The following is a 26,450-nucleotide window of genomic DNA, read 5'->3' as shown; positions in this document are numbered from 1 at the left end:
TGCGGGCTCACGCTGCGGTAGCCTCAGTGTCATGTCTGAGGCCAAGTCGATGAGTTCAGTAGAAAACGGTGCGGAATCGCGTCGAGTCGATGTGCTCTCGCCGACCACGGCTCTCGCCCGTGCCATCCTGATCCACGGCCCCATCCAACGCGGTGAGCTGCTGAAGCGACTGCAGCTAACGCCGCCGACCTTGACGCGGCTATCCAAGCCTCTGCTCGACAGTGGACTCATTGTCGAAGCCGGGGAGACGTTGAGCGGCACTGTGGGTAGGCCGATCAAACCTCTCGACATTCCGCCGAACCCGCGTCGCTTCTTGGGCGTCAAGCTGACGAGCGAGACCGCCTTCGGCGTCGTGTCAGATCAGCGTGCCCGAGCGTTCGCTCGCGCCGATCGTGCGCTGGCTAGCCATGATGTCGCCGACGTGATCGACGCTATCGTCGCCCTATTCGCTCAGCTTAACGACGACGGTCAGAATGCCATCGCCGGCGTCGGCGTTACCGTCGGCGGCCGGGTTATAGACAACCGTGTCGTTGATAGCGTGCGCTTTCTGGAGTGGAAGTCGGTCGATCTCGGGGGAGCGCTTGAAGCGCGCCTCGGGGTTCCGGTTACGGTCGAGAACGACCTCATTGCGCTCATGGAGGGCGAACACTGGTTTGGGCTCGGTCGAAGCATGCGGGACTTTGCAGTGATCACGATCGGCGCGGGCGTCGGTTATGGTCTCGTCTGGGACGATACGGTGATCCGCACAGCCGAGACCGGAATCGAACTGGGTGGTCACTTGCCACTCGAGCCGGGAGGGCCCCGCTGCTTCCGCGGGCACGAGGGGTGTGCCACTGCGATGCTGACGGTAGACAGCATCCGAGCGCAGGCGCAGGAGGCGACCGGTGCAGAACTGAGCTACGAAGAAATTCTGAAACGGGCAGCGGCGGGCGACCCCGCTTTGCGCGCTGTCGTGGATCGGGCAGCGCGAGCGCTTGGCCGTTTCATCGCGCTCGCAGCCAATCTCGCGATGGTTCATGAGGTGTTGTTGGCAGGGGAGGGCACGGGCATTTTGGATGTCGCCCGCGACGAAGTGTTGCGAGTCGTGCAGGAAGAGCGTGACCCTGATGCAGACCCGATCTCGCTCGTTGTCGACGAAACAGGGTTCGGAATCTGGGCCAAAGGTGCGGCAGCGGTCGCGATTCAAACGTCGTTCGACCGTTCGATCTCAGCCCTGTAGGTTTCGCACGCCGCGTGCGGTGCGCGCCAAGAGGCTCGCGCCCGACCGTTTTGTTGCGCCGAAAAACTTTCACTTTGCCCCTTGACTCTATTACTTCCGTAGTGGAATAATTCAGGCAACGACGACGTTAGGTGGGATTCCGCTCATGGCAGCAAAGGTCAGTAGGGATAATCAGATCGTTCCGGCGATGCTGTTTCTCATTCCTGCCAGCATCGGATTCTTAGCTTTCTTTCTGTGGCCGACCATCCGTGGTCTCTACCTCAGCTTCACGGATTACAACCTGCTGAGAGACCCCACCTTCATCGGTTTTCAGAACTACATCGACATTTTCAACGATGCCGTCTTCTGGCGTTCGATGGCTGTGACATTCCAGTACGTCTTCATCAACGTCGGGCTCCAGACAGTCATTGCCTTGGCGTTAGCCGTGCTGATGCACCGCTTCACCCGGTCGATGATCATCCGGGGTGTCGTCGTATTGCCGTACTTGATCGCTAACGTCATCGTCGCGCTGGTCTGGTTCTGGCTCGCCGACTACAGCCTCGGTCTTATCAACGCTGTGATCGAAGGAATCGGTCTTAACAAGATTGGCTTCTTCGGCAGTGAGGCCTGGGCAATGCCCACGATCGCGTTCGTCAACGTCTGGCGCCACGTCGGGTACACCGCGCTGCTGCTCTTCGCCGGCTTACAAGCCATTCCCCGTGATGTCTACGAAGCAGCAGAAGTGGATGGCGCTGGCGAGTTCCGAGTGTTCCGAAGCGTCACTCTTCCCCTGCTTCGTCCGATCCTCGCTTTCGTCTTGGTCGTCACTGTTGTCGGTTCGTTCCAGATCTTCGACACCATCGCCGTCACCACTGGCGGTGGCCCGGTCGACGCAACCCGAGCGATCAACTTCTACATCTTCGAGCGAGCATTTGAAAGGTTCGACTTCGGCTACGCCTCGGCACTCGCGGTCATTCTGATGATTCTGCTCGCCACCATCGCGCTCATTCAAAACCGCCTACTGCGGGCCAACGAGTCAGACATGGAGAGGTAGATCATGTCCACCAGCACACGTACTAAGCGGGTAAAGAAAGTTCGGGCGAGCAGCGCCGAAGATCCCGCAATGGCTAAATCACCGGTGTCTAAGTTCTTCGGCCGGTTGGCTCTCGCGATTGTCGTAATCATTACGTTGTTCCCGATCTACTGGATGGTGCGTACGGCCTTCAGCGACAACCGGGCGATGTTCGGTGAACCGCTCTCGCTGCTGCCGGTCGACTTCACCCTGGGCCCGATCGAGCGAGTTCTCGGTCTAGCAACCCCCGAGGAAGCGATTGCCGAGGGAGGTTCGGGAGCATCGATCAATTTCGGTCTCTACATGCTGAACTCGATCATCACGGCCACTCTCATCACGGTGTTCCAGATCGCGTTTAGCGCCATGGCGGCCTACGCCTTCGCACTGCTCAAGTGGAAGGGGCGCGATGCGGTCTTCAATCTCTTCTTGGTTGCGTTGATGGTGCCCGTCATCTTCACGATCCTGCCCAACTTCGTGCTGATTAAAGAGTTGGGGTTGCTCAACACAATCATCGGCATCGCTCTGCCCGCGATGTTCATGACACCGTTCGCAATCTTCTTCCTTCGCCAATTCTTCTTTGGCGTAAACCTCAGCATCATTGAGGCGGCAGTGATCGACGGTGCAAGCCAGTGGCGCATCTTCAGCCGTATCGCCGTGCCCTTGGTCTGGCCGCAGATCATTACGTTGGCGCTGTTGCAGTTCATCTTCTACTGGAACGACTACCTGTGGCCGCTTCTGGTTGGCACCACAGAGGAGTCGAAGCTGATCACGGTCGGCCTCGGAATCTTCCGCTCGCAGACTCCCGCGGGAAACCCCGACTGGGCGGGCCTCATGGCCGGTGCTCTGCTCGCGGCGATCCCCATCTTCGCCCTGATCCTGATCTTCGGTAAGCAGATCGTCGGATCCATCCAATCGTCGGGCGTGAAGTAGCCGACGACACCACCATTATTTCGCTCCGCACTGAGCGATCATGCGACCGGATCAGCATTGTCGCTGAACGGTTGATCCCCAAGAGAAAGAGAAAGCAATGACGAAAGCACTAGCGGGAATCGCTGTACTTGCAGCGGTGCCCCTTGTCTTGGCCGGTTGTTCCGCTGGTTCAACTGACGCAGATGGCCCTGTAGAAATCAAGTACAGCCTCTGGGATGCCAACCAAATGCCCGCGTACCAGCAGTGTGCTGATGACTTCCACGCGGCAAACCCTGACATCACGATCTCGATCGACCAGTCTGGGTGGGAAGATTACTGGCAGAAAATCAACACCGGTCTCGTTTCTGGAAACAGCGCCGACGTCTTCACGAGCCACTTGGCGTACTACCCCGAGTTCGTGCTCAACGATCAGATCCTTCCCCTCGACGACTACATCGCAGCCGATGGCGTCGACACCTCGATTTACCAAGACGGACTCGTCGACCTGTGGAAGAGCCCCGAGGGAGTTCAGTACGGACTACCCAAGGACTTCGACACGATCGCGCTCTTTTACAACCAGCAGCTGACGGATGCCGCGGGAGTCACGGCAGAGCAGCTCGGCTCGCTTGACTGGAACCCGAAAGACGGCGGAACCTACGAAGACGTCATCGCCCACCTGACCGTTGACAAAAACGGTGTGCGCGGTGATGAAGCTGGCTTCGACAAGAACAATGTGAAGACCTATGGCATTTGGTTTGAAGCCTCCAACGCCGGCGCCCTTGGCGATGGTCAAACACAATGGAGCTACCTCGCGGCAGCGAACGGTTGGGAAGCAACCGATGGCCCCTGGGGCAGCTCATACAACTTCGACGCTCCTGAATTTCAGGACACCATTACGTGGTGGCACTCGCTCATCGAAAAGGGCTACATGCCTTCCCTCGCAGCTCAGACCGGTATTTCCTGGTCTGATCAACTGACCGCTGGATCAGTAGCGTTGGCAAGCAATGGCTCATGGATGACCGGTTACGTGTTCGGTGCAACAACTGACTCCTTCACTCCAGCAGTTGCGCCAACACCGACCGGTCCGACGGGCGAGCGTGCGTCGATGTTCAACGGACTAGCTGACAACATTTGGGCTGGTACGAAGCATCCTGAAGAAGCGTGGGAGTGGGTTAAGTACATGGGCTCGCTCGAGTGCCAGTCGGTAGTAGCCGATGCTGCCGTCGTATTCCCCGCGATTCCCGAAGCGACGGATGCCGCCGTTGAGGCCTTCGCCGCCAACGGTGTAGACGTGAGTGCTTTCACGGTTCAGGTGGAGGAGGGAACGACGTTCCTGTTCCCCATCACCGACCACAAGTCTGATGTGAACGCACTGATGACGCCGGCGATGGAAGCAGTGATGTCGGGCAAGGAGCCTGTCTCGTCGCTGACTGCCGTCAATGACCAGGTGAACGCGCTCTTCAAGTAGCACCCGCTGTAACCAGGTGGCCATCCGTAACCCCGTACGCGGGTGGCCACCTCTTCTGGGCTCTAGCCCGCCGAAAGTGAATGAATTATGACCGCGCAGAACCTTCACCACCTCAGCGCAGCGGGGGTTACCCTCGTGATTGACACCTCGAGCGGAACGCCGCACATCATCCACTGGGGTGACGACTGGGGTCAGCACTCCCTCGACGATCTGGCGGTACTGCACGCCGAGACTGCCGTCGCACCCAACGGCGACGTGAGTGCACCGACCGGACTGTGGCGCGAGAACGCCCGGGGATTCTATGGTCGCCCCGCGGTGAGCGCGCACCGGGCCGGAGCCGACTGGACTCAGCGTTTCGACCTGACGTCGGCCAGCACATCCGACACCGCCTTGAGCTTTGAAGCCGAGGATGCCGCAGCCGGAATACGAGTCTCGCGCTCGTTCACGATCACCGCTTCGGGAGTGCTGCTGATCGATTCGACGATCACGAACGTGGGCGCGGCCGGGCTTCAGGTCGACGAGTTCGCGACCTGGATGCCGCTGCCAGGCGCAGCAACAGAGTCGATCGACTTCAGCGGACGCTGGGTCAACGAGCGTCAAATGTTCCGCCGAGAGATTCAGCCCGGACTGTGGAGCCGGGAGATTCGGGAGGGCCGCACGAGCCACGACTCTACGATCATGGAGTTCGCGACCACGCCGGGAGCCACGTTCCAGAACGGTTCCGTGTGGGGCCTCGGGCTGATGTGGAGCGGCAATTCGCGTCATATGGTCGAGCGCACCGCCACCGGTCAGACCGAGATGGGTGCCGCCGAACTGCTACTGGCTGGCGAAATGATTCTTGACTCCGGAGCCAGCTATCAGGCCCCCACTGTGGTCGCCGCTTTCTCTTCCGGCGGCTTCGACGGCGTCTCTCACCGCGTTCACGAATGGCTGCGGGCACGCCCTCGTCACAAGGGGGCGGCAACTCCGCGGCCCCTCACCCTCAACGTGTGGGAGGCGGTTTACTTCGACCACAGCTTCGACAAACTCAGCGCCCTCGTGGATGCCGCAGCCGAGGTCGGCGTTGAGCGTTTCGTTCTCGACGATGGGTGGTTTGCCGGGCGCCGCGACGACCACGCCGGGTTGGGCGATTGGGTTATCGACTCGGCGGTCTGGCCCGAGGGCTTGACCCCGATCATCGACCGCGTCACGGCGGCAGGCATGCAGTTCGGTCTGTGGTTCGAGGGCGAGATGGTGAACGCCGACTCTGACCTGTACCGCGCGCATCCGGAGTGGATTTTTGGTGCCGACGGCCGCATCCCGGCTGAGGTGCGCAACCAGCAGGTGCTCGACCTGACTCATCCCGGCGCCTACGCGCATGTTCTCGGGCAAGTGGATGCGGTGCTGAGCGCCAACGCGATCTCGTACATTAAGTGGGATCACAATCGCCCGCTGGTCGAGCCTTCGCACCTCGGTCACGCCGCCGTGCATGAACAGACACTCGCGATCTATCGCTTGTTCGATGAGATCAAGCAGCGGCATCCGCACGTCGAGATTGAGTCGTGTGCGTCGGGCGGGGCACGTATCGACTTGGGCATGGCGCAGCACGCCGATCGTTTCTGGGCATCCGACTGCAATGACGCGCTTGAACGTGAACGCATTCAGCGCAACACGATGTTCGCGATTCCGCCGGAGATGCTCGGCACCCACATTGGCCCGACGCGGTCGCACACCACGGGGCGAGTGCACACGCTGCAGTTCCGGGCCGCCATCGCGCTGTTCGGGCATGCCGGTATTGAGTGGGACATCACTGAGTGCACGCCAGAGGAACGCGCCCAGCTGGCCTCGTGGGCGCAGTATTACAAGGACAACCGCGCGCTGCTGCATAGCGGCCGCGTGGTTCGACAGGGTGACGACGATGCTCCCGTTCATGTCATGGGCGTCGTTGCCTCGTCTCAGGATGCGGCGATTTACAGTTACGTTCAATTGCGTGGCATTGGGTCCAGCATCCCTGCCCGCATTCGGCTGTCAGGTCTCGACCCGGATGCGCGCTACAGCGTGAGGCTCGTCGAGCCCGCTGGTGCGGCGCCGCCGTCCGCTCGCTCGATCCCGCAGTGGTGCGCGGGGGCTGAGGTGAGCGGACGGGCGCTGGCAGAAATGGGGCTCTTGGCGCCGATCCTGTTCCCCGAGAGCGCAGTCATCATCGAGACCAGAAGGCTGTGACCGCGGCGGTGTTCTCGGCGCACTGATCGTGCGCGCAGTATTATCGCGGTAATGACTACTTTCTCTCGCCGGGGGCTGCACGGGCACGTTGTTGACGTGCTCGGCCGCCGCATCATGCGGGGCGAACTCGCTTCGGGAGACATCATCGATCCGGATGCGCTGCTCGCCGAGTTTCAGGTCAGCCGCACCGTTATTCGCGAAGCGATCAAGGTTCTTACGACCAAGGGGCTCGTGGATGCGCGGCCACGCCTCGGCACCTATGTCACCCCGCGGAACCGCTGGCAGCTTCTCGATAGTGACGTCATGACCTGGCGATCTGAGGGCGTGCCCGACCCGCTGCTGGTGCTGGAGCTCAGCGAAGTGCGCCAGGTGCTGGAGCCCGCCGCCGCCCGTCTCGCTGCCGTGCGCCGCAGCGATGAGCAGTGCGCCGAGATCGAAGCCGCGATGGTCGACCTTGCGGCAACGTTCGAGAACACCGAGGTCGCCTCCCATGTGAAGGCCGACTTGGCTTTTCATCGGGCCATCTTGGCGGCATCCGGCAATGAACTTCTGGCCCGCTTTGAGGTGGTGCTCGAGCCGGCGCTTCACGCCCGTGATGAGCTCGCGTTTGCGCACGAAACCACCACCCAGTTCTTGGATGAGCATCGGGCCGTTGTGACCGCGATCGTGGCCCGCGACGCCGATGCTGCCGGCACCGCGATGAAGATTCTCATGGATCAGTCGAATCGCGACTCTGAAACTATTGTCAGCAAAGACCCCTCCGGGGCTGCCCTCGTCGCGAACCGAAAGTCGGCTCTCTAGTGGCGGCCCTCGCGAGCGGAAGGTTGCGAGCATGACCCGCACCGTGCTCATCACTGGCGCGGCCCATGGCATCGGCGCTGCTGCTGCGCGCCTCTTTGCTGCCTCCGGTGACGATGTGGTTGTCACCGATATTGACGTGGATGCCGCTGCCGCGGTTGCCGCCGAGATCGTCGCGGCCGGTCGCGCAGCCACCGCCCATCGCCTCGACGTCGCGGACTCTGAGCAGTGGGAAGAGCTCTCGCGTGAGCTGCGCTCCGCGAATCGCCCGCCTGCCGTCATCGTGAATAACGCGTTCTTCCAGGTCGCGGGAATCGCACACGAACAGAGCGAAGACAACTGGAATCAGCAGCTCTCGGTGACGCTGTCATCCGTCTACCGTGCGATGCGTACTTTCCACGACACTCTCACCGAAGCCAAGGGCAGCATGGTGAATGTGTCGAGCGTGCACGGAGTGCTGTCCTGGGCCGAGCAGCCTGCGTACGGGGCAGCGAAGGGCGGGTTGATTTCGCTCACGCGTCAGCTTTCGCTCGACTACGCACCGCACGTGCGCGTGAACGTCGTGCTTCCGGGATCGATCGAGACTCGGCAGTGGGATCACCAAACCCCTGAAGCGCAAGAGTTAGCGCGACGCCAGGCCACCCTGCAGCGGCTGGGTAAACCTGAAGAAGTCGCCTCGGTCATCCAATTTCTGGCTGGCGACGGTGCCTCGTACATCACGGGCGCTTCGCTCGTTGTCGACGGCGGCATGACAACGACGCTCGGCGCTTAGCGGGCACTCGCGGCCGCGCGCTCGGCTACCGCTGGCGTTGCCGACCGGTTACCACTCGGCGAGAGACCCGTCGTCGTGACGCCACACGGGGGAGCGCCACTGGTGCCCGACCTTGTCGGCGGCGCGTACGGCAGTTTCATCAATGTCGATACCGAGGCCTGGAGCAGTCAGCCGCTCAATGTAGCCACTCGTGAAATCGAAAACGCTCGTATTCATCAGGTATTCGAGCACGTCTGATCCGACGTTGTAGTGGATGCCGATGCTCTGTTCCTGAATCAAGAAGTTCGGTGTGTTGAAGCCGACCTGCAGGCTCGCCGCCAAGGCGATAGGGCCAAGGGGGCAGTGCGGCGCCAGCTGAGCATCAAACATGTCGGCGAGGGCGGCAATGCGGCGCACTTCGGAGATACCGCCGGCATGGGAGAGGTCGGGCTGCACGACCGCGACACCGGCCTGAAGCGGCCCGAGGAACTCGTTGCGGGAGAAGAGGCGCTCGCCGGTGGAGATCGGGATCGATGTTGACGCCACGATGCCGTCGAGCAGGTGTGACTTTTCGGGTACAACAGGTTCTTCGACGAAGAGGGGAGCGTAGGGCTCGAGGAGGGGGAGCACACGACGGGCGTTGGCGACGGTCATCCGTCCGTGGAAGTCGATCGCCATGTCGCGGTCGGGCCCCAAAACTTCGCGGGCGAGCGCGGCCCGTTCAACAACCTCGTCAATGGCCCTGACGGTGCCGATCGGCTTCATCCGTCCGCTGCCGTTCATCTTCACAGCGGTGAGGCCAGCCTCCAGCTGCTGCGCAATATTGTCGCGCAGCTCGGAGGGTTCGTCACCGCCAACCCAGCCGTACATGCGGATGCGGTCGCGCACGGCACCACCGAGAAGGTCGTGAACGGGAACGCCATGAGCTTTGCCCGCGATGTCCCAGAGTGCTTGGTCGATGCCGGCGATAGCGCTGGAGGCGACGGGGCCGCCGCGGTAGAAGCCGCCGCGGGTGAGCACTTGCCAGTGGTCTTCGATGCGAGTGGCGTCGAGGCCGATCAGGTATTCGGCATACTGTTCGACGGCGGCGCGCACGACGTCGGCCTGGCCTTCAACAACCGGTTCGCCCCAACCGACGATGCCGTTGTCGGTCTCGATGCGCACGAACAACCAGCGTGGTGGAACGAGAAATGTTTCGATGCGTGCGATCTTCATGGCGCCCCTCCAACTGCTAAGTCTTATTATCCTACTAATGGCGACTACTAAAGTGAGCATCATGGATACCACCACGACGAGCCACCGCGACTGGCGGGGCGAGACGCTTGCCCACGTTCGCGCACTGATCGTGCAGGCTGAGCCCGCGATCGTGGAAGAGGTCAAGTGGCGAAAACCCTCGAATCCGGATGGCGTCGCAGCATGGAGCCTCGACGGACTGATCTGCACCGGCGAAACGTACAAAGACAAGGTCAAACTCACGTTTGCGCAGGGCGCTTCGCTCGACGACCCCACCGGTCTCTTCAACAGCAGCCTTGACGCCAAGGTCAGACGCGCGATCGATCTCCACCAGGGCGACGTGATTGACGCTGACGCTTTTCAGTCGCTCATCCAGTCCGCGGTGGCGTTTAACGCAGCTCGCTAGCTTTCGCGCCTGCCGCGATCCGCCAGCCGCCTGCTTCTGGTCGGGTCTAGGTTGCGCCCACGTTCGGCGCCACAAGCGGCACCACAACCGCGGCCAAACCGGCATCCGCACCGTTAAGAATCGCCCCCTTTAGCGATCTCTAAAGTGTTGCCCGAACTGTGCTTTTCTGAACGCGCATGCTGAGCATCCGTCTGGGAGAATGGATGCGGGACCAGCCGTGCCACAAGCGCGCCCGCGGACCAAGACAGTGCAGTCGGAAGGAACCTGATGCAACGCGAACACAGCGACGAATTTGACCGGTGGAATGCCCGCCAAGAACTGGCCGAGGCAATGATTCCCCTCATCGGTGGGCTGTATCGCAACCACGGCGTCGTGACCTCGATTCATGGTCGCCGTCTCATCAACAAGTCACCGGTTGAGGTTCTCAAGGCCCACCGTTTTGCGCGTCAGCTCAACGAGAGCGAGCTGCCGATCGAAGAGACCATGCCGATCATGGTGGCGCTCTCGGCGATGCCGCTGAATTCGGCATCCATTGATTTGGCGAAGTTGGTGAATCGGTTCCGCCAGGTAGGCGGCGACCTGGGCGAGTTTCTGGCTGCTGAGCTTGCTCCCGTGCTCAAGAACGGCACCGAGCCCAAGGCGGCGGGAGCGGATGTCGTGCTCTACGGTTTCGGACGTATCGGTCGACTGTTGGCCCGCATCCTAATCGCGCACGCCGGCAACGGCGAGGGACTCCGGTTGCGCGCGGTCGTCGTGCGCAGGGGCTCCGACAACGACCTCGTGAAGCGTGCCAGCCTGCTGCGTCGCGACAGTGTTCATGGCCCGTTTGAGGGAACGATCTCGGTCGATACCGAAGCGAACACGATTCTTGCCAACGGCACCCTCATCCAGGTGATCTACTCGAACGACCCGGCCACGATCGACTACACCGAGTACGGGATTTCGGATGCCATCGTCGTCGACAACACCGGTCGCTGGCGTGACCGTGAGGGTTTGAGTCAGCACCTCAAGTCGAAGGGGGTCAAGCGGGTTCTGCTGACCGCTCCGGGCAAGGGCGACCTCAAGAACATCGTGTATGGCCTCAACCACGACACGATCGAGGACACGGACACGATCCTGTCGGCGGCCTCGTGCACGACGAATGCCATTTCGCCCGTGTTGAAAGTCATCAGCGATGAGTACGGAATCGAGCACGGGCACGTCGAAACCGTGCACTCCTACACAAACGACCAGAACTTGACCGACAACTTCCACTCAGGTGACCGCCGCGGCCGCTCGGCCCCGATGAACATGGTCATCACCGAGACGGGGGCGGCGAAGGCCGTCGCGAAGGCAGTTCCAGAACTGGCGGGATTGCTTACCGGCAGCGCCATCCGCGTTCCGACGCCCAACGTATCGATGGCGATTCTGAACCTCAACCTCGCGACCGAAACGACTCGCGAAGAGGTGAACCGGTACCTGCGAAAACTCTCACTTGATTCGACTCTGCGACAACAGATCGACTTCATTGATTCCCCCGAGGTGGTATCGAGTGACTTCACGGGTTCGCATCGCGCGGGCATTGTTGACGGACTCGCGACGATCAGTTCTGGCAAGCATTTGGTGCTGTATGTCTGGTACGACAACGAGTTCGGCTACACGAGCCAGGTCGTGCGTGTCATCGAGCATATGGGCCACACTCACCCGCAAGTTATTCCCGAACGCGCCGTAGTCGGAGCATAATTTTCCGAACCGTGATCGTGTTACGCCTCGGTCCCATGCTGTGAGCGTAACAATGGGAAGTTCTCAAACTTGGCGTGCAAACATCGTGGCATGAACGATTCCGCACTCCCTGTTATTGACCTCTCGCTACTTGACGGCGGCCCTGAATCGGCCGCCAAATTCCGGGACGATTTGCTGTGTGCGACCCACGACGTGGGGTTCTTCTACCTTGTCGGCCACGGTGTCGAAGAATCGTTGATGGATGACCTGCTTGCGGCATCCCGCGAGTTCTTTGCCCTGCCCGCCGAACAGAAGCTTGCGGTCGAGAATGTCAACAGCCCGCAGTTCCGTGGGTACACCCGCGTGGGCGGCGAGCTGACCGAGGGCAAGACCGACTGGCGCGAACAGATTGACGTCGGCCCGGAACGCGATGTTGTCGACAGCACTGCCGGACTCGCTGATTACTGGCGCCTCGAAGGCCCGAACCTGTGGCCGGATGCCGTGCCCCAGCTTCGCGAATTGGTCAACGAATGGAACGACAAACTCAGCGCTGTCTCGCTGCGCCTGCTGCGCGCGTGGGCCCAGGCCCTCGGCGCCCCGGAGGACGTGTTCGATCACGCCTTCGCTGACAAGCCGTTCCCGCAGCTCAAGATCGTGCGGTATCCCGGCGAGTCCAACCCGGAGCCCAAGCAGGGCGTGGGCGCTCACCGCGATGGCGGCGTTCTCACCCTGCTCATGGTGGAGCCCGGCAAGGGCGGTCTGCAGGTCGACTTCCAAGGCGAGTGGGTGGATGTTCCACCCAAGCCGGGCGCGTTTGTCGTGAACATTGGCGAGATGCTCGAGCTCGCGACCGAGGGTTACCTCAAGGCGACGCTGCACCGCGTCATCTCGCCACTCATCGGCGACGACCGCATTTCGATTCCTTTCTTCTTCAACCCGGCTCTCGACACCGTGATGCCGCAGCTGCAGTTGCCGCCCGAGCTCGCCGCTCAAGCGCGCGGCCTTTCGCTCGACCCCACGAACAGCCCGATCCTCGAAACGTACGGAGACAATGCGCTCCGCTACCGAATGCGGGCGCACCCCAACGTTGCCCAGATCCATCACGACGATCTGATTCAGGGCCCGCGGGGTGCGATTTAGGGCTGTTCGCCGCATTGCCGCCTCCACGCGTTTGGTATATCGTTTGATCACGAGTTATACCGCCTACGAGAGCCGGAGCACCCCGTGTCGCCCTTTCCAGAACGTGAGCCAGCCGAGGCGTACACTCTCGCGCTGCCGCAGCACCCGCGCCCGATCGTCATGATTGGCGCCGGCGGAATTGTGAAAGACGCGCACCTTCCGGCCTACCGCAAAGCGGGGTTCGAGGTGTGGGGGATCGTCAACCGCACCGCGGCCAAGGCGCAGGTTCTCGCCGACGAGTTTGGCATCCCGAATGTCTTCACCTCGCTGTCGGATGCCGTCGCAGCGGCTCCGAAAAACGCCGTCTACGATCTCGCGCTCATGCCCGAACAATATGCAGCGGTGCTCGACCAGCTACCCGATGGCGCGGCCGTGCTCATCCAGAAGCCGTTCGGGCAGAATCTTGCCGAGGCGCGCGGGCTGCTCGAGATTTGTCACCGCAAGAACCTTATTGCTGCCGTCAACACGCAACTGCGGTTCGCGCCGTATATCGCGGCCGCCCGCGCGCTCATCGCCGAGGGAGCGATTGGCGAGCTCTATGACCTGGAGATCCGTATCGCCACCGAGACGCCGTGGGAGATCTTCCCGCACGTGCTGGGCATCGAGCGTCTCGAACTCAACATGCACAGCGTGCACTATATGGACCTGGTGCGCTCGTTCTTGGGTGACCCCGACAGCGTGAGCGCAGCGACGGTGCGGCATCCGGCCAAGCCTCAAGTCTCAAACACGCGCTCCACAATCATCATGCGGTATCGCGACCGCCCGCTGCGGGTCACGATCAGCACGAACCACGACCACGGTTTCGGCGGCGACTACGAAGAAGCTTTCGTGAAGTGGGAGGGCACCAAGGGCGCCATTCGCGCGCAGCTGGGCCTCATGCTCGACTACCCGCGCGGTGGCCCCGACGCTCTCGCCATCGCGTACACCGATAAGCCCGAGCTGGGCTGGCAGCCGGTGCCGTTCGAGGGCAGCTGGTTCCCGGATGCCTTCATCGGTTCGATGAGCGCGCTTCAGCGCTACCTCGAGGGCTCAGTTTCTGCACTTCCGACCTCGGTCGACGACGTCATGCACACCATGGCGGTTGTCGAGGCCGGTTATGAATCACAAGAGCGCGAAGGTATCGCGCTGGCAACGAAGGAGAACACTCAGTGAGATTCGCGCGACTCGGGCCGGTTGGCTCAGAAATTCCTGTTGTTCTCGATGAAGGTGGCGCCTTCAATCTGACGTCGATCACCGCGGACATCAACGGAGCCTTCTTTGCCAGCGGTGGCGTCGCCGCGGTGCGTGCCGCGCTCAACGCCGGCACCCTGTCGGCTATCGAGACCGAGGGGGTGCGCGTGGGTGCTCCCATCGCTCGCCCCGGCAAGATCGTGTGTGTCGGCCTCAACTACAGCGACCACGCTGAAGAGACCGGTGCAACGCTGCCCGACGAACCCGTCATCTTCATGAAGGACCCGAGCACCATGGTCGGCCCCTTCGACGACGTGCTCATCCCGCGCACGAGCGAGAAGACCGACTGGGAGGTCGAGCTCGGCGTCGTGATCGGCGCAACCGCTCGCTACCTTGAGTCTCCGGATGACGCGACTGCCGTCATTGCTGGTTACGCCGTGTCGCACGACGTTTCCGAGCGCGCTTTCCAACTCGAACGTGGCGGAACCTGGGACAAAGGCAAGAGCTGCGAGACCTTCAATCCGTTCGGGCCTGAGCTGGTGACCGCCGACGAGGTGGCCGACCCCCAAGCCTTGGGCTTGCGCCTGTGGGTGAACGGTGTCGAACGCCAAAACGGCACGACCGCAAATATGGCCTTCGGCGTGAACCACATCATTTGGTACCTGAGCCAGTTCATGGTGCTGCAGCCCGGCGATGTCATCAACACGGGCACTCCCGCGGGCGTCGCCATGGGCATCGAGGGTCAGCCGTACCTGCGTGCCGGCGATGTCGTTGAGCTCGAGATCGACGGCCTCGGTCGCGCTCGCCAAACCTTGGTGCAGGCATGAGCGCCGAGTTCGACGGTCTCGTCGCGGTCGTCACGGGGGGAGCATCCGGCATCGGCCTCGCTTCGGCACTCGCGCTAGTAGAGCGTGGTGCCACGGTTGCGGTTCTCGACCTCAACACTGAGGGGTTGGATGCTCGCCTCCACGGATTCACCGCGGACGTGTCAGATCGTGACTCCGTCGACGCCGCCGTTTCTGCGGCCGCCGAGAAGTTGGGCGGCATCGACATCGTCGTGAACAACGCCGGTATCAGCGCGGTCGGAACCGTCGAAGAAAACGACGACGCCGAGTGGGCGCGTGTTCTCAATATCAACGTCATCGGTATGGCGCGGGTGTCGGCGGCGGCCATGCCCTGGCTTCGCAAATCCGAGCACGCCGCGATCGTGAACCTCTGCTCCATCGCCGCCCTCAATGGCCTCCCGCAGCGCGCGCTGTACGGCGCCTCCAAGGGTGCCGTTCTCGCGCTGACCTACGCAATGGCAACGGATCATGTGGCGGATGGCGTGCGCGTCAACGCGGTCAGCCCCGGCACAGTCTCCACCCCGTTCGTGGAGCGGATGCTGCAGGGCTTCGACGACCCCGTCAAGGAACGTGCCGCTCTGGACGCCCGCCAGGCCACCGGCCGCATGGTCACCCCCGAAGAAGTTGCCGGCGCGGTCGCGTACTTGGCAAGCCCGCTCTCCGGCTCAACGACGGGTACCGCGCTCGAAGTTGATGGCGGGGTTGCGCACCTTCGCGTCAGAAAATAGGCGCTCGCGGCATCCGACTGTCAAAAGTGTCACTGGCAGTCCGAATCCGCTGGTATAGTTTTCTGGTTGGCGAAAGTCATCGAGATGCGCCCGTAGCTCAGCGGATAGAGCAATTGACTACGGATCAATAGGCCGGGGGTTCAAATCCCTCCGGGCGCACCAGCTGAAAGCCTCACATTCGTGTGGGGCTTTCGTCGTTAATGGCCGCCGCTGTTCACGGCAGACAATTCGTTAGAGTGACGCCATGGCATCCACTGAGCAGGGCCGCGTCGTCGAGCACGCGCTTCTTCCCGTCAAGCCCGGCCGTGAGGCGGAGTTCGAAGCGGCTTTCGCCCAGGCGAAGAGCATCATTGCGGCGATGCCGGGATTCCGTGGGCTGACGCTCGCACGCGGGGTCGAGCATCCCGAAACGTATCTGCTGCTCGTGAGGTGGGACTCTGTTGACGACCACGAAATTGGCTTTAGGGGTTCGCCTGAGTACCAGCAGTGGCGAGCTCTGCTGCACGAGTTTTACGAGCCGTTCCCGGTCGTCGAGCACTTCGATGAGGTCGAGCGGGTCGAGACGACTGGCTGAACGCCCGAACCACTTTCGCTCGCGAGCCGTGAACAGGACAAAATAGGGAGATGCTGCTGCCTGCGATCATCCTCATCACTCTGGCCCTCGTGTTTTACACCGTCGGGGTGTGGAGCGAGCGAGTGCAGAAGGTACTCAAGCCGTGGCACGTCGTGCTCTTCGGGCTGGGCCTAGCGGCGGATGCCACGGGCACGTTTCTGATGAACCTGATCGCGACCGAGAATCGTGCAGCCGGAATCGAGCAGAGCGCGTTGAACCAGCTGATGGGTGTCACGGGGGTGCTCGCGATCGTTCTTATGGCCGTGCACCTCGCTTGGGCGATCGTCGTGCTGGTGCGCAACCGCGAAGCCGAGAAGACCAGCTTTCACCGATTCTCTGTCATCGTGTGGGGCATCTGGCTCGTGCCGTACATCGTCGGTGCCCTGGGATCGAGTCTCGGCTAGAGCGGTTCAGCTCGCGTAGCCAGCATCGCCAGCGCTGCGTTCGTCGCTAGTCGCGCGTCGCCAGCCGGGCCCCGCTGCCCAGTCGTAGCCGCTCAGCCGATTCGCTCGCGCAAGAATGCCACGACCCGCTCGCGGGCAACCGCCGCCGAGTTGTCCGGGTTCTCGCGCACTTCGCCCGTGAGCACCGAGTGTGCGGTCGGCGCATAGCCATCAGGGTTTCCGGGCGAGGAATCCAGCTGGATGATCTCGAAGGCGTCGCCGAGGCGAGCCTTGATGGTGTCGAAGCGGGCGCGCGGAGCAGCGGTGTCTTCACTGAATCGCAGGCCGAGAGCACAGACTTCGCCGGCATCCGCTCGGGTGGCAATTCGATCGAACTCGGCGGGCGAGACTCCCGCATCGAGTTGGCGCGCCCGGCCGACCGGAAAGGGCACGGCCGGTTGGCTGAGAACGGATGCCGCCACGGAGTCATCAATCGCCGCAGCTAACGCGAATCCGCCCGTGAAGCACTGCCCGATCACACCAACACCTCGCCCGGGGGTGCGAGCGGCGAGGTTGGAGGCAACCGCCCGAAAGTAGTCGGTGACGGGCCGCGACGAGTTCGTTGCGAACGCGCGGAACTCGGCGGTCACGCACAGCCGCAGCACGATCCGCGTCATGTAGCCCCGGGTCTTGACCTTGCCCGGCTCGCCGAACGGCGAGGGCACGACAACGGTGAAGCCCGCCGCGACAAGGTGCTCGGCCAAGCCCAGCACCTCCGGGGTGATCCCGGGAATCTCGGGGATCAGCACCACGCCTGGCCCCGCCCCTTTTTCGAAGCAGTCGTAGGTCAGGCCCGCGGCAGAGAAGGGCGCGCGAACCCAACCGTCGAGCGTGCCGACCGGGGCGGAAGGGGTGGTTGCGGGTGTCATGGGTCAATCTTCGCGCATAGAAGCGCGGCGCACGCTGTGGGGGCAGAGCTCGGTCGAGAAGGTGGCCTGTAGCGCCGTTTTGACATCCACGGCTCACGCATATCTTGCTCATAGAAATCTCATAGAGAACCCCGATGTGATGGAGCACGTCAACCACCAGAGGAGCTTGATCATGAAGCGAAATCACTTCACCCTTACCGCCGCCGTCAGCACGTTTCTGATTGGCGGAGTGCTGTTGGCCGGATGCTCGACCGCCGTTGAAACTCCCGCCGTCACCTCCAGCGTGATCGCCGAGATCAGCGAAGCGAACGTCGATCTGAACCTTGGACCCGTTGCGACAGAAGTTCTTGCGGCGAACGCAAACTCAACGACCACCAACGACGATGAGTGGACCCTCGATGGCGCCGTTTCGATCGCCCTCGACGGCTCCACGGCAACTGCCGACGGCGATGGCGTGAGCGTCTCCGGTTCCACGATCACCATCAGCGCGGCCGGAACCTACATTCTTTCGGGGCAATTCGATGGCCAAGTAGTCGTCGACACCGACGATGAAGACGTCGTTGCCCTCGTGCTCGATGGCGCCAAAATCTCCAGCTCCACGAGCGCCGCAATCGCGGTCGCTAACGCCGAAGACGTCGTCGTTTCGCTCAGCGGAACGAACTCACTCTCCTCCACCGGAGACGACGCCGACTACAACGCCACGCTCTTCAGCGACGCCGACCTCACCATCTCGGGCGACGGATCGCTCACGGTAAGCAGCGCGGTCAACGATGGCATCACAAGCCACGACGACCTCGTCATCCTCTCCGGTGACATCACGGTCACCGCCGGAGACGACGGCCTCCGCGGCAAAGACTCGCTGACCATCGAAGGCGGCACTGTCACGGTGGATGCCGGCGGCGACGCTCTCAAGTCAGACAACGACGCAGACGAAACCCGCGGCTACGTCTACATCGCGGGCGGCACCGTCGACCTCACCGCGGCGGATGACGGAGTCCAGGCCGAGACCGACATCGTGATCGCCGGTGGTTCGACCACGCTCGCGGCCGAAGACGACGGGCTCAAGTCTGAGGTCAACATCGTGATCTCGGGCGGCGCAACGACTGTCGAGAACTCGTATGAGGGTGTCGAATCGTTCACGATCACCATCGAGGGTGGCGCGCTCGCGGTCAACGCCAGCGACGACGGCATCAATGCAACGAGCGGCACCAGCACCACCACCGACATCGGCGGCATCGTCGAAGCGGATGACGGAGCAATGGTGTCGATCGCCGGCGGCGAGACCACGGTCAACTCTGCCGGCGACGGAATCGACTCCAACGGGTCGATGCTCGTCACGGGCGGTATGACCACGGTGTTCGGATCGTCAGAAGACCGTGAGGGTGCGCTCGATGCGAACGGCACCATCGTGGTCGACGGCGGAACAGTCTTGGCAGTCGGTATGACCTTCATGGCAACCGCGCCCGAAACGGCATCCGCGCAGGGCTGGGTGAGTGCGTCACTCGAGCAGGCGTACGGCGCCGACCAGACCGTTCAGGTGCTCGATAGCAGCGGCACGGTGATCGCCGAGTTCACGTCGATCAAGTCGTTCCAGTCGGTCGTGCTGTCGGATGCCGCCATCACGAACGGCGACACCTACACGATCACGGTTGACGGCGACTCAGCCGGAACGGTGACCGCCGGAGTCGCAGCGGCGGGCAGCGAAAGCGCCGGCGGCGGCGGAGCGCCTCGCCCGTAATCTGACGCAGCAGCGGTTGCCACCAGCGTTCGCCCCCGTGGCGTTCGCTGAGCGGCAGCCGCTGTTGTGCTGTCCCTCACAGACGACGGTGACAGGCTGGACCCACTGACGAAAGAGGGTTCTGATGAACGACTATCCAGGAATGATTTCCGAGAAGAACCTCATCCAGCCTGTCCCGCGTCGCATCCGTGGCTATTTCGCGGGCGAGCTCATCTTCGACACGACGGCGGCGCTCTATGTGTGGGAGTGGGCGCCGTATCCGCAGTTCTACATTCCTCTCGCCGACGTGAAGTCCGAGTTCCTCGTCGGTGAAGGGCAGGAGCACCATCCCGCGCGCGGCACCTATCAAGTTCAGGGTCTCGCGGTGGGGGAGCGCGAGCATCCGGCAGCAGCCAAGGTTTACGCCGGCGACGGGCTCGAGGGCCTCGCCGACATGGTGCGTTTTGAGTGGGATGCGCTCGACTCCTGGTTCGAGGAGGACGAGCAAGTTTTCGTGCACCCTCGAAGCCCCTATACGCGAGTGGATGCCGTACGTTCGACCCGCACAGTTCGGGTCGAACTCGAGGGGGTTGTGCTCGCCGAGTCCTCGTCTCCAGTCATGGTCTACGAAACGGGTTTGCCGACGCGGTATTACCTCAACCGCACCGACGTGAACTTTCAGCACCTTGTCGCCAATGACACCGTGACCGAGTGCCCTTATAAGGGAACCACTACCGACTATTGGTCGGTAAAGGTGGGCGACACGGTTCACGAGGATTTGGCGTGGTCGTACTCGTTCCCCACGCGACAGCTGTTGCCAATTGCCGGCCTCGTGGCGTTCTACAACGAGAAGCTCAACATCTTCATCGATGGCGTCGAGCTCACGCAGGCCAAAACGCACTTCTTCCCGGAGAAGGATGTTGCTTAGGGATTAGAGGCTCGCCTCTCGTGCGCTAGGGCGCGTTCAGGCCGCGGCTCTGGGCGAGCGTAATCACACAAATTTTCGTTGATTTTCGTGATGATACGTATAATCACTTTATTTTGTGTACGGTAATACGCATCATCAGTTTCGACTCAACGAAGAGAACGGCGGACGACTAGTGGCGATCAATCGGCCAGAGCGAGTCACCCAGCGCATGATCGCTGAGCTCGCCGGCGTCAGCCAAGCGACCGTTTCGCTCGTGCTCAATGGCAAAACTGATTCGACCACCCGCATTCCCGACGAGACCCGCCAGCGTGTTCTGCAGGTTATCCGCGACACGACTTATGTTGCAGACCCTGCGGCTCGCCGCCTTGCTGGGGTTGGAAACAACCTCATTGGAATCTTCACGTACGAGCATGCTTTCCCGAATGAGAGCTCTGACTTCTATACTCCATTGCTCACCGGTATCGAAGGCGCCGCGGAGCAGATCGGTGTCGACCTGCTCATGTTCACGAGCGCTCCTGTTATCGAAGGCCGTCGCAGGCTGTTCCACGAAAACAATCGACTTCGACTAGCCGACGGATGCCTGCTGCTGGGCCGTGAGATGGATGCGGACGAGTTGACTCGACTCGTCAACAGCGACTACCCCTTCGTCGCCATCGGTCGCCGGGACGCAGCAGAAGGTCGGATTCCATACGTGGGCGTTGACTACGGAGCAGCAACTGCCAGCCTTGCCCGCCTCGCGATTGACCTGGGCCACAAGAGCTTTTACTACCTGCACCTTCCCTATGACGCGGAGTCCACTCGCGACCGCAAGGATGGCCTTAATTCTGAGCTAGCCGCTGCTGGCCTTGCTGTTGAGACTGCCGTCACCGACGGCACGAACCTCGCCGCTGATTGGGCGCGGGTTCGCCGCGGACAGCCCACAGTCCTCTTCGTCGAGGATGCCGGTCATGCGGAAGCACTCCGAAACCTCGCGATCGCAGATGGCGTTTCCGTTCCTGAGGCGCTTTCCATCATCGCGCTCGGCGAGCGCACGCGTCCGAGCGAGCACACCGTTGACTTCACACGCCTCAGCGCGCCACGCGAAGAGCTTGGCTCACGCGCCGTAGCGCTGCTCGACCAAATTATGAACGGAACAGGTGGCTCAACCGGGCTGCCTCAGCAGCAGCTTGTGAGCTGCACAGTCATCGCGGGCACCACTATGGCAATCCCGCGAGTAGGGAGCATTTAATGAGAAACCTCAGCGCAGACGTTGTCGTCGTTGGTGGCGGAATGGGCGGGGTCGCTGCAGCGCTCGCAGCACTACGGGCTGGCCGCAGCGTCATCCTCACTGAACAGTACGAATGGTTGGGCGGCCAGCTCACAAGCCAAGCCGTGCCGATGGATGAGCACACGTGGGTTGAGCAGTTCGGCGTTACCGCCTCGTACCGCGAATTGCGAGAAGGTATTCGCGACTACTACCGTAAGAACTACCCGCTGAACAGCGCAGCGCGAGCCCAGCGGGACCTCAACCCCGGAGCGGGACTCGTCAGTCGTCTGTGCGCGGAGCCTCGAGTCGCCGTCTCGGTAATCGACGCAATGCTCGCGCCGTTTATCGGATCAAGCAAACTCACGCTGATCAAGGGCGTTACCCCCGTCAGCGCTGATGTCGAGGACACCATCGTGCGGTCCGTTATCGTGCGCGACGTTGTGACAAAGGAAGAAACGCAGCTCACTGGTCCTTACATTCTTGATGCCACCGAACTCGGTGACCTCCTCCCGCTGACCGGCGCAGAATATGTAACCGGTACAGAGAGCAGAGCAGACACCGGCGAGCCGAGTGCTCCCGAGAAAGCCGCACCCGACAACGTGCAGGCGTTCTCGTGGTGCTTCGTCGTCGATCACCGTGATGGTGAAGACAACACGATCGAGAAGCCGCGCGACTACGACTACTGGAGCACCTACCAGCCTGACTTCTGGGGCGCTCCACTCGTCAGCCTTACAGCACCGCACCCTCGCACGCTTGAGATCGTGACCCGTGCGTTCACTCCGACCATTGATGATGATCCCTTCGCTCGCATCGCCGACCAGCGCGCCGGCGGCGGCGATGACGAGTTGTGGATCTTCCGCCGCATCCTCTCAAAGAAGATGTTCGAACCAGGGCACCTCGACAGTGACGTTGTCATGGTCAACTGGCCGATGATTGACTATCTCGACGGTAATCTCATCGACTCTGATGATGCGGATGCCCACCTTGAGGCATCACGTCAGCTCTCGCTCTCGATGTTCTACTGGTTGCAGACTGAGGCACCTCGACCAGACGGCGGCAAAGGATGGCCTGGCCTGCGCCTTCGTGGCGACATCACGGGCACTCCAGACGGACTGGCCCAAGCGCCGTACATTCGCGAATCACGACGAATCATTTCGGAGTATCGCGTAGTCGAAGACGACCTATCGATCGCAGTTCGCGGCCACGGACGCCCCGCAACTTTTCCTGACACGGTCGGCGTCGGTATGTACCGCATTGACCTGCACCCCTCTACCGGTGGGGACAACTACATTGATGTCGCTTCGGCGCCATTTGAGATTCCGCTCGGAGCACTGATCCCGGTTCGCCTGGACAACCTGCTTCCTGCGGGTAAGAACGTCGGCACCACCCACATCACTAATGGAGCGTTCCGGCTTCACCCGGTGGAGTGGAACATCGGCGAATCGGCGGGCTGGCTAGCGGCCTTCTGTCTGAACCGTGAGGTTGATCCCCGAACGGTGCGTAATTCTCCTCAACTTCTTGAGGAGTTCCAAACCCTGCTAATCCGCCACGGCGTCGAGCTTCACTGGCCCGACGTTACTGGCTACTGACCGAGGAGAAAGACCAATGAGATCAGCAAAGTGGCTGACCGCCGCTGGACTGCTAACTACAGCAACTCTGGTTCTAACCGGATGTTCCGCAGCGAGTTCTGACGACAAGGCAACAGACGTTGACTTGCGGATGACCGTGTGGACGTCGAACGAGGATCATCTCGCGATGTTCGATTCGATCGCCGATGCCTATATCGCCGAACACCCAGAAATCGCGTCGATCACCTTCGACCCGCTGCCCTTCGATGACTACACGACGACACTGACGACTCAGGTCGCTGGTGGAAAGTCGCCTGACCTTGCCTGGATCCTAGAGAACACGGCGCCTGACTTCGTCGACTCTGGTGCACTCGTTCCAATTCAGGAAGCCCTCGAAGCTACCGAGGGGTACGAGTACGAAGACCTCAGCGATGCAGCGACGAAGCTCTGGAAGAGCGACGGCTCGCTCGTTGCTTACCCGTTCTCAACTTCGCCACTGGTGATGTTTGTAAACAACGATCTTCTTGCTGAAGCCGGCCAGCCAACGGCAGCCGAGTTGCGAGCCGATGGCATGTGGGAGTGGGAAAGTGTCGCGGCAGCCAGCAGCGAGGTCAACTCGGCTACGGGCAAAGCCGGGTTCGTCATCCGTGACTTCGACTACACCTCATGGGATAACCTTGCTTCGATTTGGGACGGTTGGGGAGCCCAGCCGTGGAGCGATGACGGCGCTACGTGCGAGTTTGCCTCTGACGAAATGATTGACGCGTTTAGCTTCATCCATGACGCGGCGTTTGAGTCAAGCGCGATGCCCGGCCCAGGAACTACGGCCGACTTCTTCGCGGGAGAATCAGCTTTCACGGTGACTCAGATCTCACGCGCATCGCTTCTCGCTGAGGGCGGTTTCAACTGGGACCTGCTGCCACTGCCCGCTGGTCCCGCCGGTGAATACTCGATTGTTGGTCAGGCCGGCATCGGTGTGATGTCCCAGGGTGAAAACCCCGACGCCGCTACAGGGTTCTTGGCCTACTTCTCGAACCCTGAGAACTCCGAGCTTCTGGCACAGTGGTTCCCGCCTGCTCGAAACTCTCAGCTAAACGCCGAGACGCTTGCCGCGGCAAACCCCGTGTTGTCAGCTGAGCAGATCGAAGATGTTGTCGTTCCTGGAATCCTCACTGGTGTCGTTCGACAGGGCCACACCGACTCCGCCAAGATCAGCCAGACCGTGCGCGCATCGCTCGATGCAATGTGGACAGCGGATGCTGACGTACCTGCAGTGCTTCAGGGCGTATGTGACGCCGTGGATCCGCTGCTCTAAGGAATAGATCGTGGTTTCTTCTTCCCCAGTGCTGTCGGATCGGGCTCGCGCCCGGTCCGGCGGCACCCGGCCGCGGCGCACGCTGACCTATCGGCAGCGTGACGCGGCGGCCGGCTACCTTTTCGTTGCACCCCAAGTACTCGGTGTGACCGCGTTTGTTTTGATCCCTCTTGCTCTGGTGGTGTACTTCAGCCTCCATGAGTGGAACGTGCTCGGCAACAAGTTCACCTACGTTGGCGTCGAGAACTTTGAGCGATTCTTTACCGACCCTCAGATCGTGCCTGTCATGCAAGCGACCGGTGTTTTCTCGATCGGCCTCGTCTTCTTCAACCTGACGATCGCTCTCCTGCTTGCGGTAATGCTGAACCGTTCCATGGCTGGCATCACTTTCTTCCGCACCATTTTCTTCTCACCAGTTGTCGTCTCACTGGTCGCGTGGACGATTGTGTGGGGCTTCCTCTTCCAAGACAACGGTGGCATCAACGGGATGCTCGAGGTGGTTGGCATCGACGGGCCCAACTGGTTGCGCGAAGGCCCAACGGCGATGATCAGTGTGATCATCGTTCAGGTCTTCAAAAACCTCGGGCTCAATATGGTTCTCTTTCTTGCCGCGCTGCAGGGTGTACCTCGCGAACTGACCGAAGCGGCAACCATGGATGGTGCCAACGCGCGGCGACTCTTCACGCGGATCACCATCCCGCTGATTTCGCCAACCATTCTGCTGACCTTCATCATCACGATCGTCGGTTCGCTTCAGGTATTCGCGCAGATCGCGGTGCTTACCCAGGGTGGCCCCGGTATCTCCACCACCGTGCTCGTGTACTACCTCTTCCAGCAGGCTTTCCTCTTCGGAGAATTTGGCTACGGCTCCGTACTGTCCATCGTTCTATTCGTCATCGTGCTGATTCTCACAGTGGCGCAATGGCAGCTACGCAAGAGGTGGGTGTTCTATGAAAACTAATGCCGCAACGATCGCTGCACCCGTAGTGGCGCAGCGCATATCGAAAAACCAGATCACGGTGAAACGTGTCCTGTTCTACGTCGCGCTCACCATAATGGCTGTGCCGTTCATCCTTCCTACACTCTGGATGATTAGCTCGTCGTTCAAGCCGATCGGCGAGATCTTCGCGTTTCCGCCGACACTCTGGTCCGCCAATCCGACACTGGATGGTTATGTCAAAGCGTTCGAATTGCAGCCGTTCGTTCGGCAATACTTCAACTCGCTCTACATCGCGTTCTTTGTGACTGCGGGAACGATGTTTATCTCATCGCTTGCTGGCTACGCCTTTGCGCGCATCCGCTTTCGGGGCCAGAACGTCCTGTTCTTGATTGTGCTTGTGGGGCTTCTCATTCCCAGCGAGGTCACCATTGTTCCGCTGTTCCAGATCTTCAGTGGGATGGGGCTAATCAATACCCACTGGCCGATTCTGCTGGTCTCGACTTTCGGGGCACCGAGCGTGTTGGCGACGTTCATCATGCGGCAGTTCTTCATCTCGCTACCGATCGAGCTAGAAGAAGCGGCACGACTGGATGGGTTGGGTCGCTTTGCGATCTGGTGGCGCATAGCGATGCCGTTGGCGAAGAGTGCGCTCGCTGCAGTCGCGATCTTCACCTTCTTGGCTATTTGGAACCTGTACCTAGAGCCAACGGTGTACCTGCAGTCGCCCGAACTATTCACCCTCCCGCAGGCACTAACTCGGTACGCGGATGCTTACGGTGGGCAGCTCTGGAACGTGCAGCTCGCTGCCGCAACGATGACGGCGCTACCCGTGCTGGTGGTCTTCGTGCTGGCACAAAAGCAGTTCGTTGAGGGCCTGGCGCAGACCGGCCTGAAAGGTTAGGCCTAGACAGACCTCGAGGGGAGGGGCGGTCACTCGACTGAGTGACCGCCCCTCCTTCGCATGAGGGTGACGCACAGTCCTCAGTTCAGCCGTACTGCCGTCGCAAGGTGGTGCGTTGGCGAAGGACAAACACAGTGTTTTGGGGCCCTCATTTTTGCGACACGCCCGGGATGTTGTCGGTGTTGGCGAGGGGGGCAGAATGCACGTAATGTTTCCTCTTGTCACCCCAAAGGTGCGGAAGTCCCGGGCA

Annotated in this window: 24 protein-coding genes and 1 tRNA gene; 23 read left to right on the top strand and 2 right to left on the bottom strand. The window is 61.4% G+C overall.

The features are described 5' to 3' along the window. Nucleotides 1–31: 31 nt before the first annotated feature. From I6E74_RS00125 to I6E74_RS00095, 7 genes are all read left to right on the top strand, one after another. Entirely contained in the window at nucleotides 32–1,219 is a 1,188-nt protein-coding gene (locus tag I6E74_RS00125; protein WP_197121835.1) for an ROK family transcriptional regulator, read from the top strand. 145 nt (nucleotides 1,220–1,364) lie between these two features. Next, nucleotides 1,365–2,252 carry a carbohydrate ABC transporter permease gene (locus tag I6E74_RS00120; RefSeq protein ID WP_197121833.1) on the top strand — a complete coding sequence of 296 codons (888 nt, stop codon included), beginning with the start codon at nucleotides 1,365–1,367 and terminating at the stop codon, nucleotides 2,250–2,252. A 3-nt stretch (nucleotides 2,253–2,255) separates the two neighbouring features. Then, nucleotides 2,256–3,200, top strand: coding sequence for a carbohydrate ABC transporter permease (locus tag I6E74_RS00115; protein ID WP_197121830.1), 945 nt, complete (start codon nucleotides 2,256–2,258; stop codon nucleotides 3,198–3,200). Between the two features lie 97 nt (nucleotides 3,201–3,297). Continuing rightward, entirely contained in the window at nucleotides 3,298–4,647 is a 1,350-nt protein-coding gene (locus tag I6E74_RS00110; RefSeq protein ID WP_197121828.1) for a sugar ABC transporter substrate-binding protein, read from the top strand. 87 nt (nucleotides 4,648–4,734) lie between these two features. After that, nucleotides 4,735–6,849, top strand: coding sequence for an alpha-galactosidase (locus tag I6E74_RS00105; RefSeq protein ID WP_197121826.1), 2,115 nt, complete (start codon nucleotides 4,735–4,737; stop codon nucleotides 6,847–6,849). Between the two features lie 51 nt (nucleotides 6,850–6,900). Next, on the top strand, nucleotides 6,901–7,650 hold the full coding sequence (locus I6E74_RS00100; RefSeq protein ID WP_197121824.1) for a FadR/GntR family transcriptional regulator: 750 nt from the start codon (nucleotides 6,901–6,903) through the stop codon (nucleotides 7,648–7,650). Nucleotides 7,651–7,681: 31 nt separating this feature from the next. Continuing rightward, nucleotides 7,682–8,419, top strand: a complete 738-nt coding sequence (locus I6E74_RS00095; RefSeq protein ID WP_197121822.1) for an SDR family oxidoreductase — start codon at nucleotides 7,682–7,684, stop codon at nucleotides 8,417–8,419. A 48-nt stretch (nucleotides 8,420–8,467) separates the two neighbouring features. Here the strand turns inward: I6E74_RS00095 and dgoD are convergent, their stop codons facing one another. Further along, a complete protein-coding gene (dgoD, locus tag I6E74_RS00090) occupies nucleotides 8,468–9,613 on the bottom strand; it encodes a galactonate dehydratase (RefSeq protein ID WP_197121820.1) in 1,146 nt (381 codons plus the stop codon). 61 nt (nucleotides 9,614–9,674) lie between these two features. Here dgoD and I6E74_RS00085 point away from each other — a divergent pair, with 61 nt between their 5' ends. The 9 genes from I6E74_RS00085 to I6E74_RS00045 all read left to right on the top strand — a co-directional run bounded on the left by I6E74_RS00085 (nucleotide 9,675) and on the right by I6E74_RS00045 (nucleotide 16,677). After that, on the top strand, nucleotides 9,675–10,037 hold the full coding sequence (locus tag I6E74_RS00085) for a DUF1801 domain-containing protein (protein ID WP_197121818.1): 363 nt from the start codon (nucleotides 9,675–9,677) through the stop codon (nucleotides 10,035–10,037). Between the two features lie 267 nt (nucleotides 10,038–10,304). Further along, nucleotides 10,305–11,759, top strand: coding sequence for a glyceraldehyde-3-phosphate dehydrogenase (locus I6E74_RS00080; protein ID WP_197121816.1), 1,455 nt, complete (start codon nucleotides 10,305–10,307; stop codon nucleotides 11,757–11,759). Between the two features lie 90 nt (nucleotides 11,760–11,849). Further along, nucleotides 11,850–12,878, top strand: a complete 1,029-nt coding sequence (locus tag I6E74_RS00075) for an isopenicillin N synthase family oxygenase (protein WP_197121814.1) — start codon at nucleotides 11,850–11,852, stop codon at nucleotides 12,876–12,878. A gap of 84 nt (nucleotides 12,879–12,962) precedes the next feature. Beyond that, nucleotides 12,963–14,069, top strand: a complete 1,107-nt coding sequence (locus tag I6E74_RS00070; RefSeq protein WP_197121812.1) for a Gfo/Idh/MocA family protein — start codon at nucleotides 12,963–12,965, stop codon at nucleotides 14,067–14,069. Then, nucleotides 14,066–14,914, top strand: a complete 849-nt coding sequence (locus I6E74_RS00065; protein WP_197121810.1) for a fumarylacetoacetate hydrolase family protein — start codon at nucleotides 14,066–14,068, stop codon at nucleotides 14,912–14,914. Before I6E74_RS00070 ends, I6E74_RS00065 begins: the two co-directional genes overlap by 4 nt. Beyond that, nucleotides 14,911–15,660 (top strand): SDR family NAD(P)-dependent oxidoreductase, encoded by a 750-nt coding sequence (locus I6E74_RS00060; protein WP_197121808.1) that lies wholly within the window; start codon nucleotides 14,911–14,913, stop codon nucleotides 15,658–15,660. Before I6E74_RS00065 ends, I6E74_RS00060 begins: the two co-directional genes overlap by 4 nt. A gap of 86 nt (nucleotides 15,661–15,746) precedes the next feature. After that, nucleotides 15,747–15,822, top strand: a tRNA-Arg gene (locus tag I6E74_RS00055). A gap of 82 nt (nucleotides 15,823–15,904) precedes the next feature. After that, nucleotides 15,905–16,234 carry an antibiotic biosynthesis monooxygenase gene (locus I6E74_RS00050; protein WP_197121806.1) on the top strand — a complete coding sequence of 110 codons (330 nt, stop codon included), beginning with the start codon at nucleotides 15,905–15,907 and terminating at the stop codon, nucleotides 16,232–16,234. Between the two features lie 50 nt (nucleotides 16,235–16,284). After that, nucleotides 16,285–16,677: an HsmA family protein gene (locus I6E74_RS00045; protein ID WP_197121804.1), complete on the top strand. Its 393-nt coding sequence runs from the start codon at nucleotides 16,285–16,287 to the stop codon at nucleotides 16,675–16,677. A 92-nt stretch (nucleotides 16,678–16,769) separates the two neighbouring features. Here I6E74_RS00045 and I6E74_RS00040 read toward each other — a convergent pair whose 3' ends face one another. Beyond that, nucleotides 16,770–17,585 (bottom strand): dienelactone hydrolase family protein, encoded by an 816-nt coding sequence (locus tag I6E74_RS00040; protein ID WP_197121802.1) that lies wholly within the window; start codon nucleotides 17,583–17,585, stop codon nucleotides 16,770–16,772. Nucleotides 17,586–17,757: 172 nt separating this feature from the next. On the opposite strand from I6E74_RS00040, the gene I6E74_RS00035 reads away from it, so the two are divergent. From I6E74_RS00035 to I6E74_RS00005, 7 genes are all read left to right on the top strand, one after another. Then, nucleotides 17,758–19,323, top strand: coding sequence for a carbohydrate-binding domain-containing protein (locus I6E74_RS00035; RefSeq protein WP_197121800.1), 1,566 nt, complete (start codon nucleotides 17,758–17,760; stop codon nucleotides 19,321–19,323). A 124-nt stretch (nucleotides 19,324–19,447) separates the two neighbouring features. Beyond that, a complete protein-coding gene (locus I6E74_RS00030) occupies nucleotides 19,448–20,230 on the top strand; it encodes a DUF427 domain-containing protein (protein ID WP_197121798.1) in 783 nt (260 codons plus the stop codon). Between the two features lie 115 nt (nucleotides 20,231–20,345). Next, on the top strand, nucleotides 20,346–21,458 hold the full coding sequence (locus I6E74_RS00025; RefSeq protein ID WP_197121796.1) for a LacI family DNA-binding transcriptional regulator: 1,113 nt from the start codon (nucleotides 20,346–20,348) through the stop codon (nucleotides 21,456–21,458). After that, nucleotides 21,458–23,065, top strand: coding sequence for an FAD-dependent oxidoreductase (locus I6E74_RS00020; protein WP_197121794.1), 1,608 nt, complete (start codon nucleotides 21,458–21,460; stop codon nucleotides 23,063–23,065). Before I6E74_RS00025 ends, I6E74_RS00020 begins: the two co-directional genes overlap by 1 nt. Nucleotides 23,066–23,081: 16 nt before the next feature. Next, a complete protein-coding gene (locus I6E74_RS00015; RefSeq protein ID WP_197121792.1) occupies nucleotides 23,082–24,359 on the top strand; it encodes an ABC transporter substrate-binding protein in 1,278 nt (425 codons plus the stop codon). 10 nt (nucleotides 24,360–24,369) lie between these two features. After that, nucleotides 24,370–25,320, top strand: coding sequence for a carbohydrate ABC transporter permease (locus I6E74_RS00010; RefSeq protein WP_197121790.1), 951 nt, complete (start codon nucleotides 24,370–24,372; stop codon nucleotides 25,318–25,320). Continuing rightward, on the top strand, nucleotides 25,310–26,200 hold the full coding sequence (locus tag I6E74_RS00005; protein WP_197121788.1) for a carbohydrate ABC transporter permease: 891 nt from the start codon (nucleotides 25,310–25,312) through the stop codon (nucleotides 26,198–26,200). The genes I6E74_RS00010 and I6E74_RS00005 overlap by 11 nt, the downstream gene beginning before the upstream one ends. Nucleotides 26,201–26,450 lie beyond the last annotated feature (250 nt).

It is taken from the genome of Salinibacterium sp. SWN139 (assembly GCF_015864625.1).
Taxonomy (GTDB): Bacteria; Actinomycetota; Actinomycetes; order Actinomycetales; family Microbacteriaceae; genus Rhodoglobus.
This window is presented reverse-complemented; position numbering and strand designations above follow the sequence as displayed.

Bases quoted from the DNA above. Each gene is read 5' to 3' on its own strand.
- I6E74_RS00050 (WP_197121806.1), top strand. From the start codon at position 15,905: ATGGCATCCACTGAGCAGGGCCGCGTCGTCGAGCACGCGCTTCTTCCC.
- I6E74_RS00115 (WP_197121830.1), top strand. From the start codon at position 2,256: ATGTCCACCAGCACACGTACTAAGCGGGTAAAGAAAGTTCGGGCGAGC.
- I6E74_RS00075 (WP_197121814.1), top strand. From the start codon at position 11,850: ATGAACGATTCCGCACTCCCTGTTATTGACCTCTCGCTACTTGACGGC.
- I6E74_RS00005 (WP_197121788.1), top strand. From the start codon at position 25,310: ATGAAAACTAATGCCGCAACGATCGCTGCACCCGTAGTGGCGCAGCGC.
- I6E74_RS00100 (WP_197121824.1), top strand. From the start codon at position 6,901: ATGACTACTTTCTCTCGCCGGGGGCTGCACGGGCACGTTGTTGACGTG.
- I6E74_RS00085 (WP_197121818.1), top strand. From the start codon at position 9,675: ATGGATACCACCACGACGAGCCACCGCGACTGGCGGGGCGAGACGCTT.
- I6E74_RS00120 (WP_197121833.1), top strand. From the start codon at position 1,365: ATGGCAGCAAAGGTCAGTAGGGATAATCAGATCGTTCCGGCGATGCTG.
- I6E74_RS00040 (WP_197121802.1), bottom strand. From the start codon at position 17,585: ATGACACCCGCAACCACCCCTTCCGCCCCGGTCGGCACGCTCGACGGT.
- dgoD (WP_197121820.1), bottom strand. From the start codon at position 9,613: ATGAAGATCGCACGCATCGAAACATTTCTCGTTCCACCACGCTGGTTG.
- I6E74_RS00015 (WP_197121792.1), top strand. From the start codon at position 23,082: ATGAGATCAGCAAAGTGGCTGACCGCCGCTGGACTGCTAACTACAGCA.
- I6E74_RS00110 (WP_197121828.1), top strand. From the start codon at position 3,298: ATGACGAAAGCACTAGCGGGAATCGCTGTACTTGCAGCGGTGCCCCTT.
- I6E74_RS00020 (WP_197121794.1), top strand. From the start codon at position 21,458: ATGAGAAACCTCAGCGCAGACGTTGTCGTCGTTGGTGGCGGAATGGGC.
- I6E74_RS00045 (WP_197121804.1), top strand. From the start codon at position 16,285: ATGCTGCTGCCTGCGATCATCCTCATCACTCTGGCCCTCGTGTTTTAC.
- I6E74_RS00035 (WP_197121800.1), top strand. From the start codon at position 17,758: ATGAAGCGAAATCACTTCACCCTTACCGCCGCCGTCAGCACGTTTCTG.
- I6E74_RS00060 (WP_197121808.1), top strand. From the start codon at position 14,911: ATGAGCGCCGAGTTCGACGGTCTCGTCGCGGTCGTCACGGGGGGAGCA.
- I6E74_RS00125 (WP_197121835.1), top strand. From the start codon at position 32: ATGTCTGAGGCCAAGTCGATGAGTTCAGTAGAAAACGGTGCGGAATCG.
- I6E74_RS00080 (WP_197121816.1), top strand. From the start codon at position 10,305: ATGCAACGCGAACACAGCGACGAATTTGACCGGTGGAATGCCCGCCAA.
- I6E74_RS00030 (WP_197121798.1), top strand. From the start codon at position 19,448: ATGAACGACTATCCAGGAATGATTTCCGAGAAGAACCTCATCCAGCCT.
- I6E74_RS00105 (WP_197121826.1), top strand. From the start codon at position 4,735: ATGACCGCGCAGAACCTTCACCACCTCAGCGCAGCGGGGGTTACCCTC.
- I6E74_RS00095 (WP_197121822.1), top strand. From the start codon at position 7,682: ATGACCCGCACCGTGCTCATCACTGGCGCGGCCCATGGCATCGGCGCT.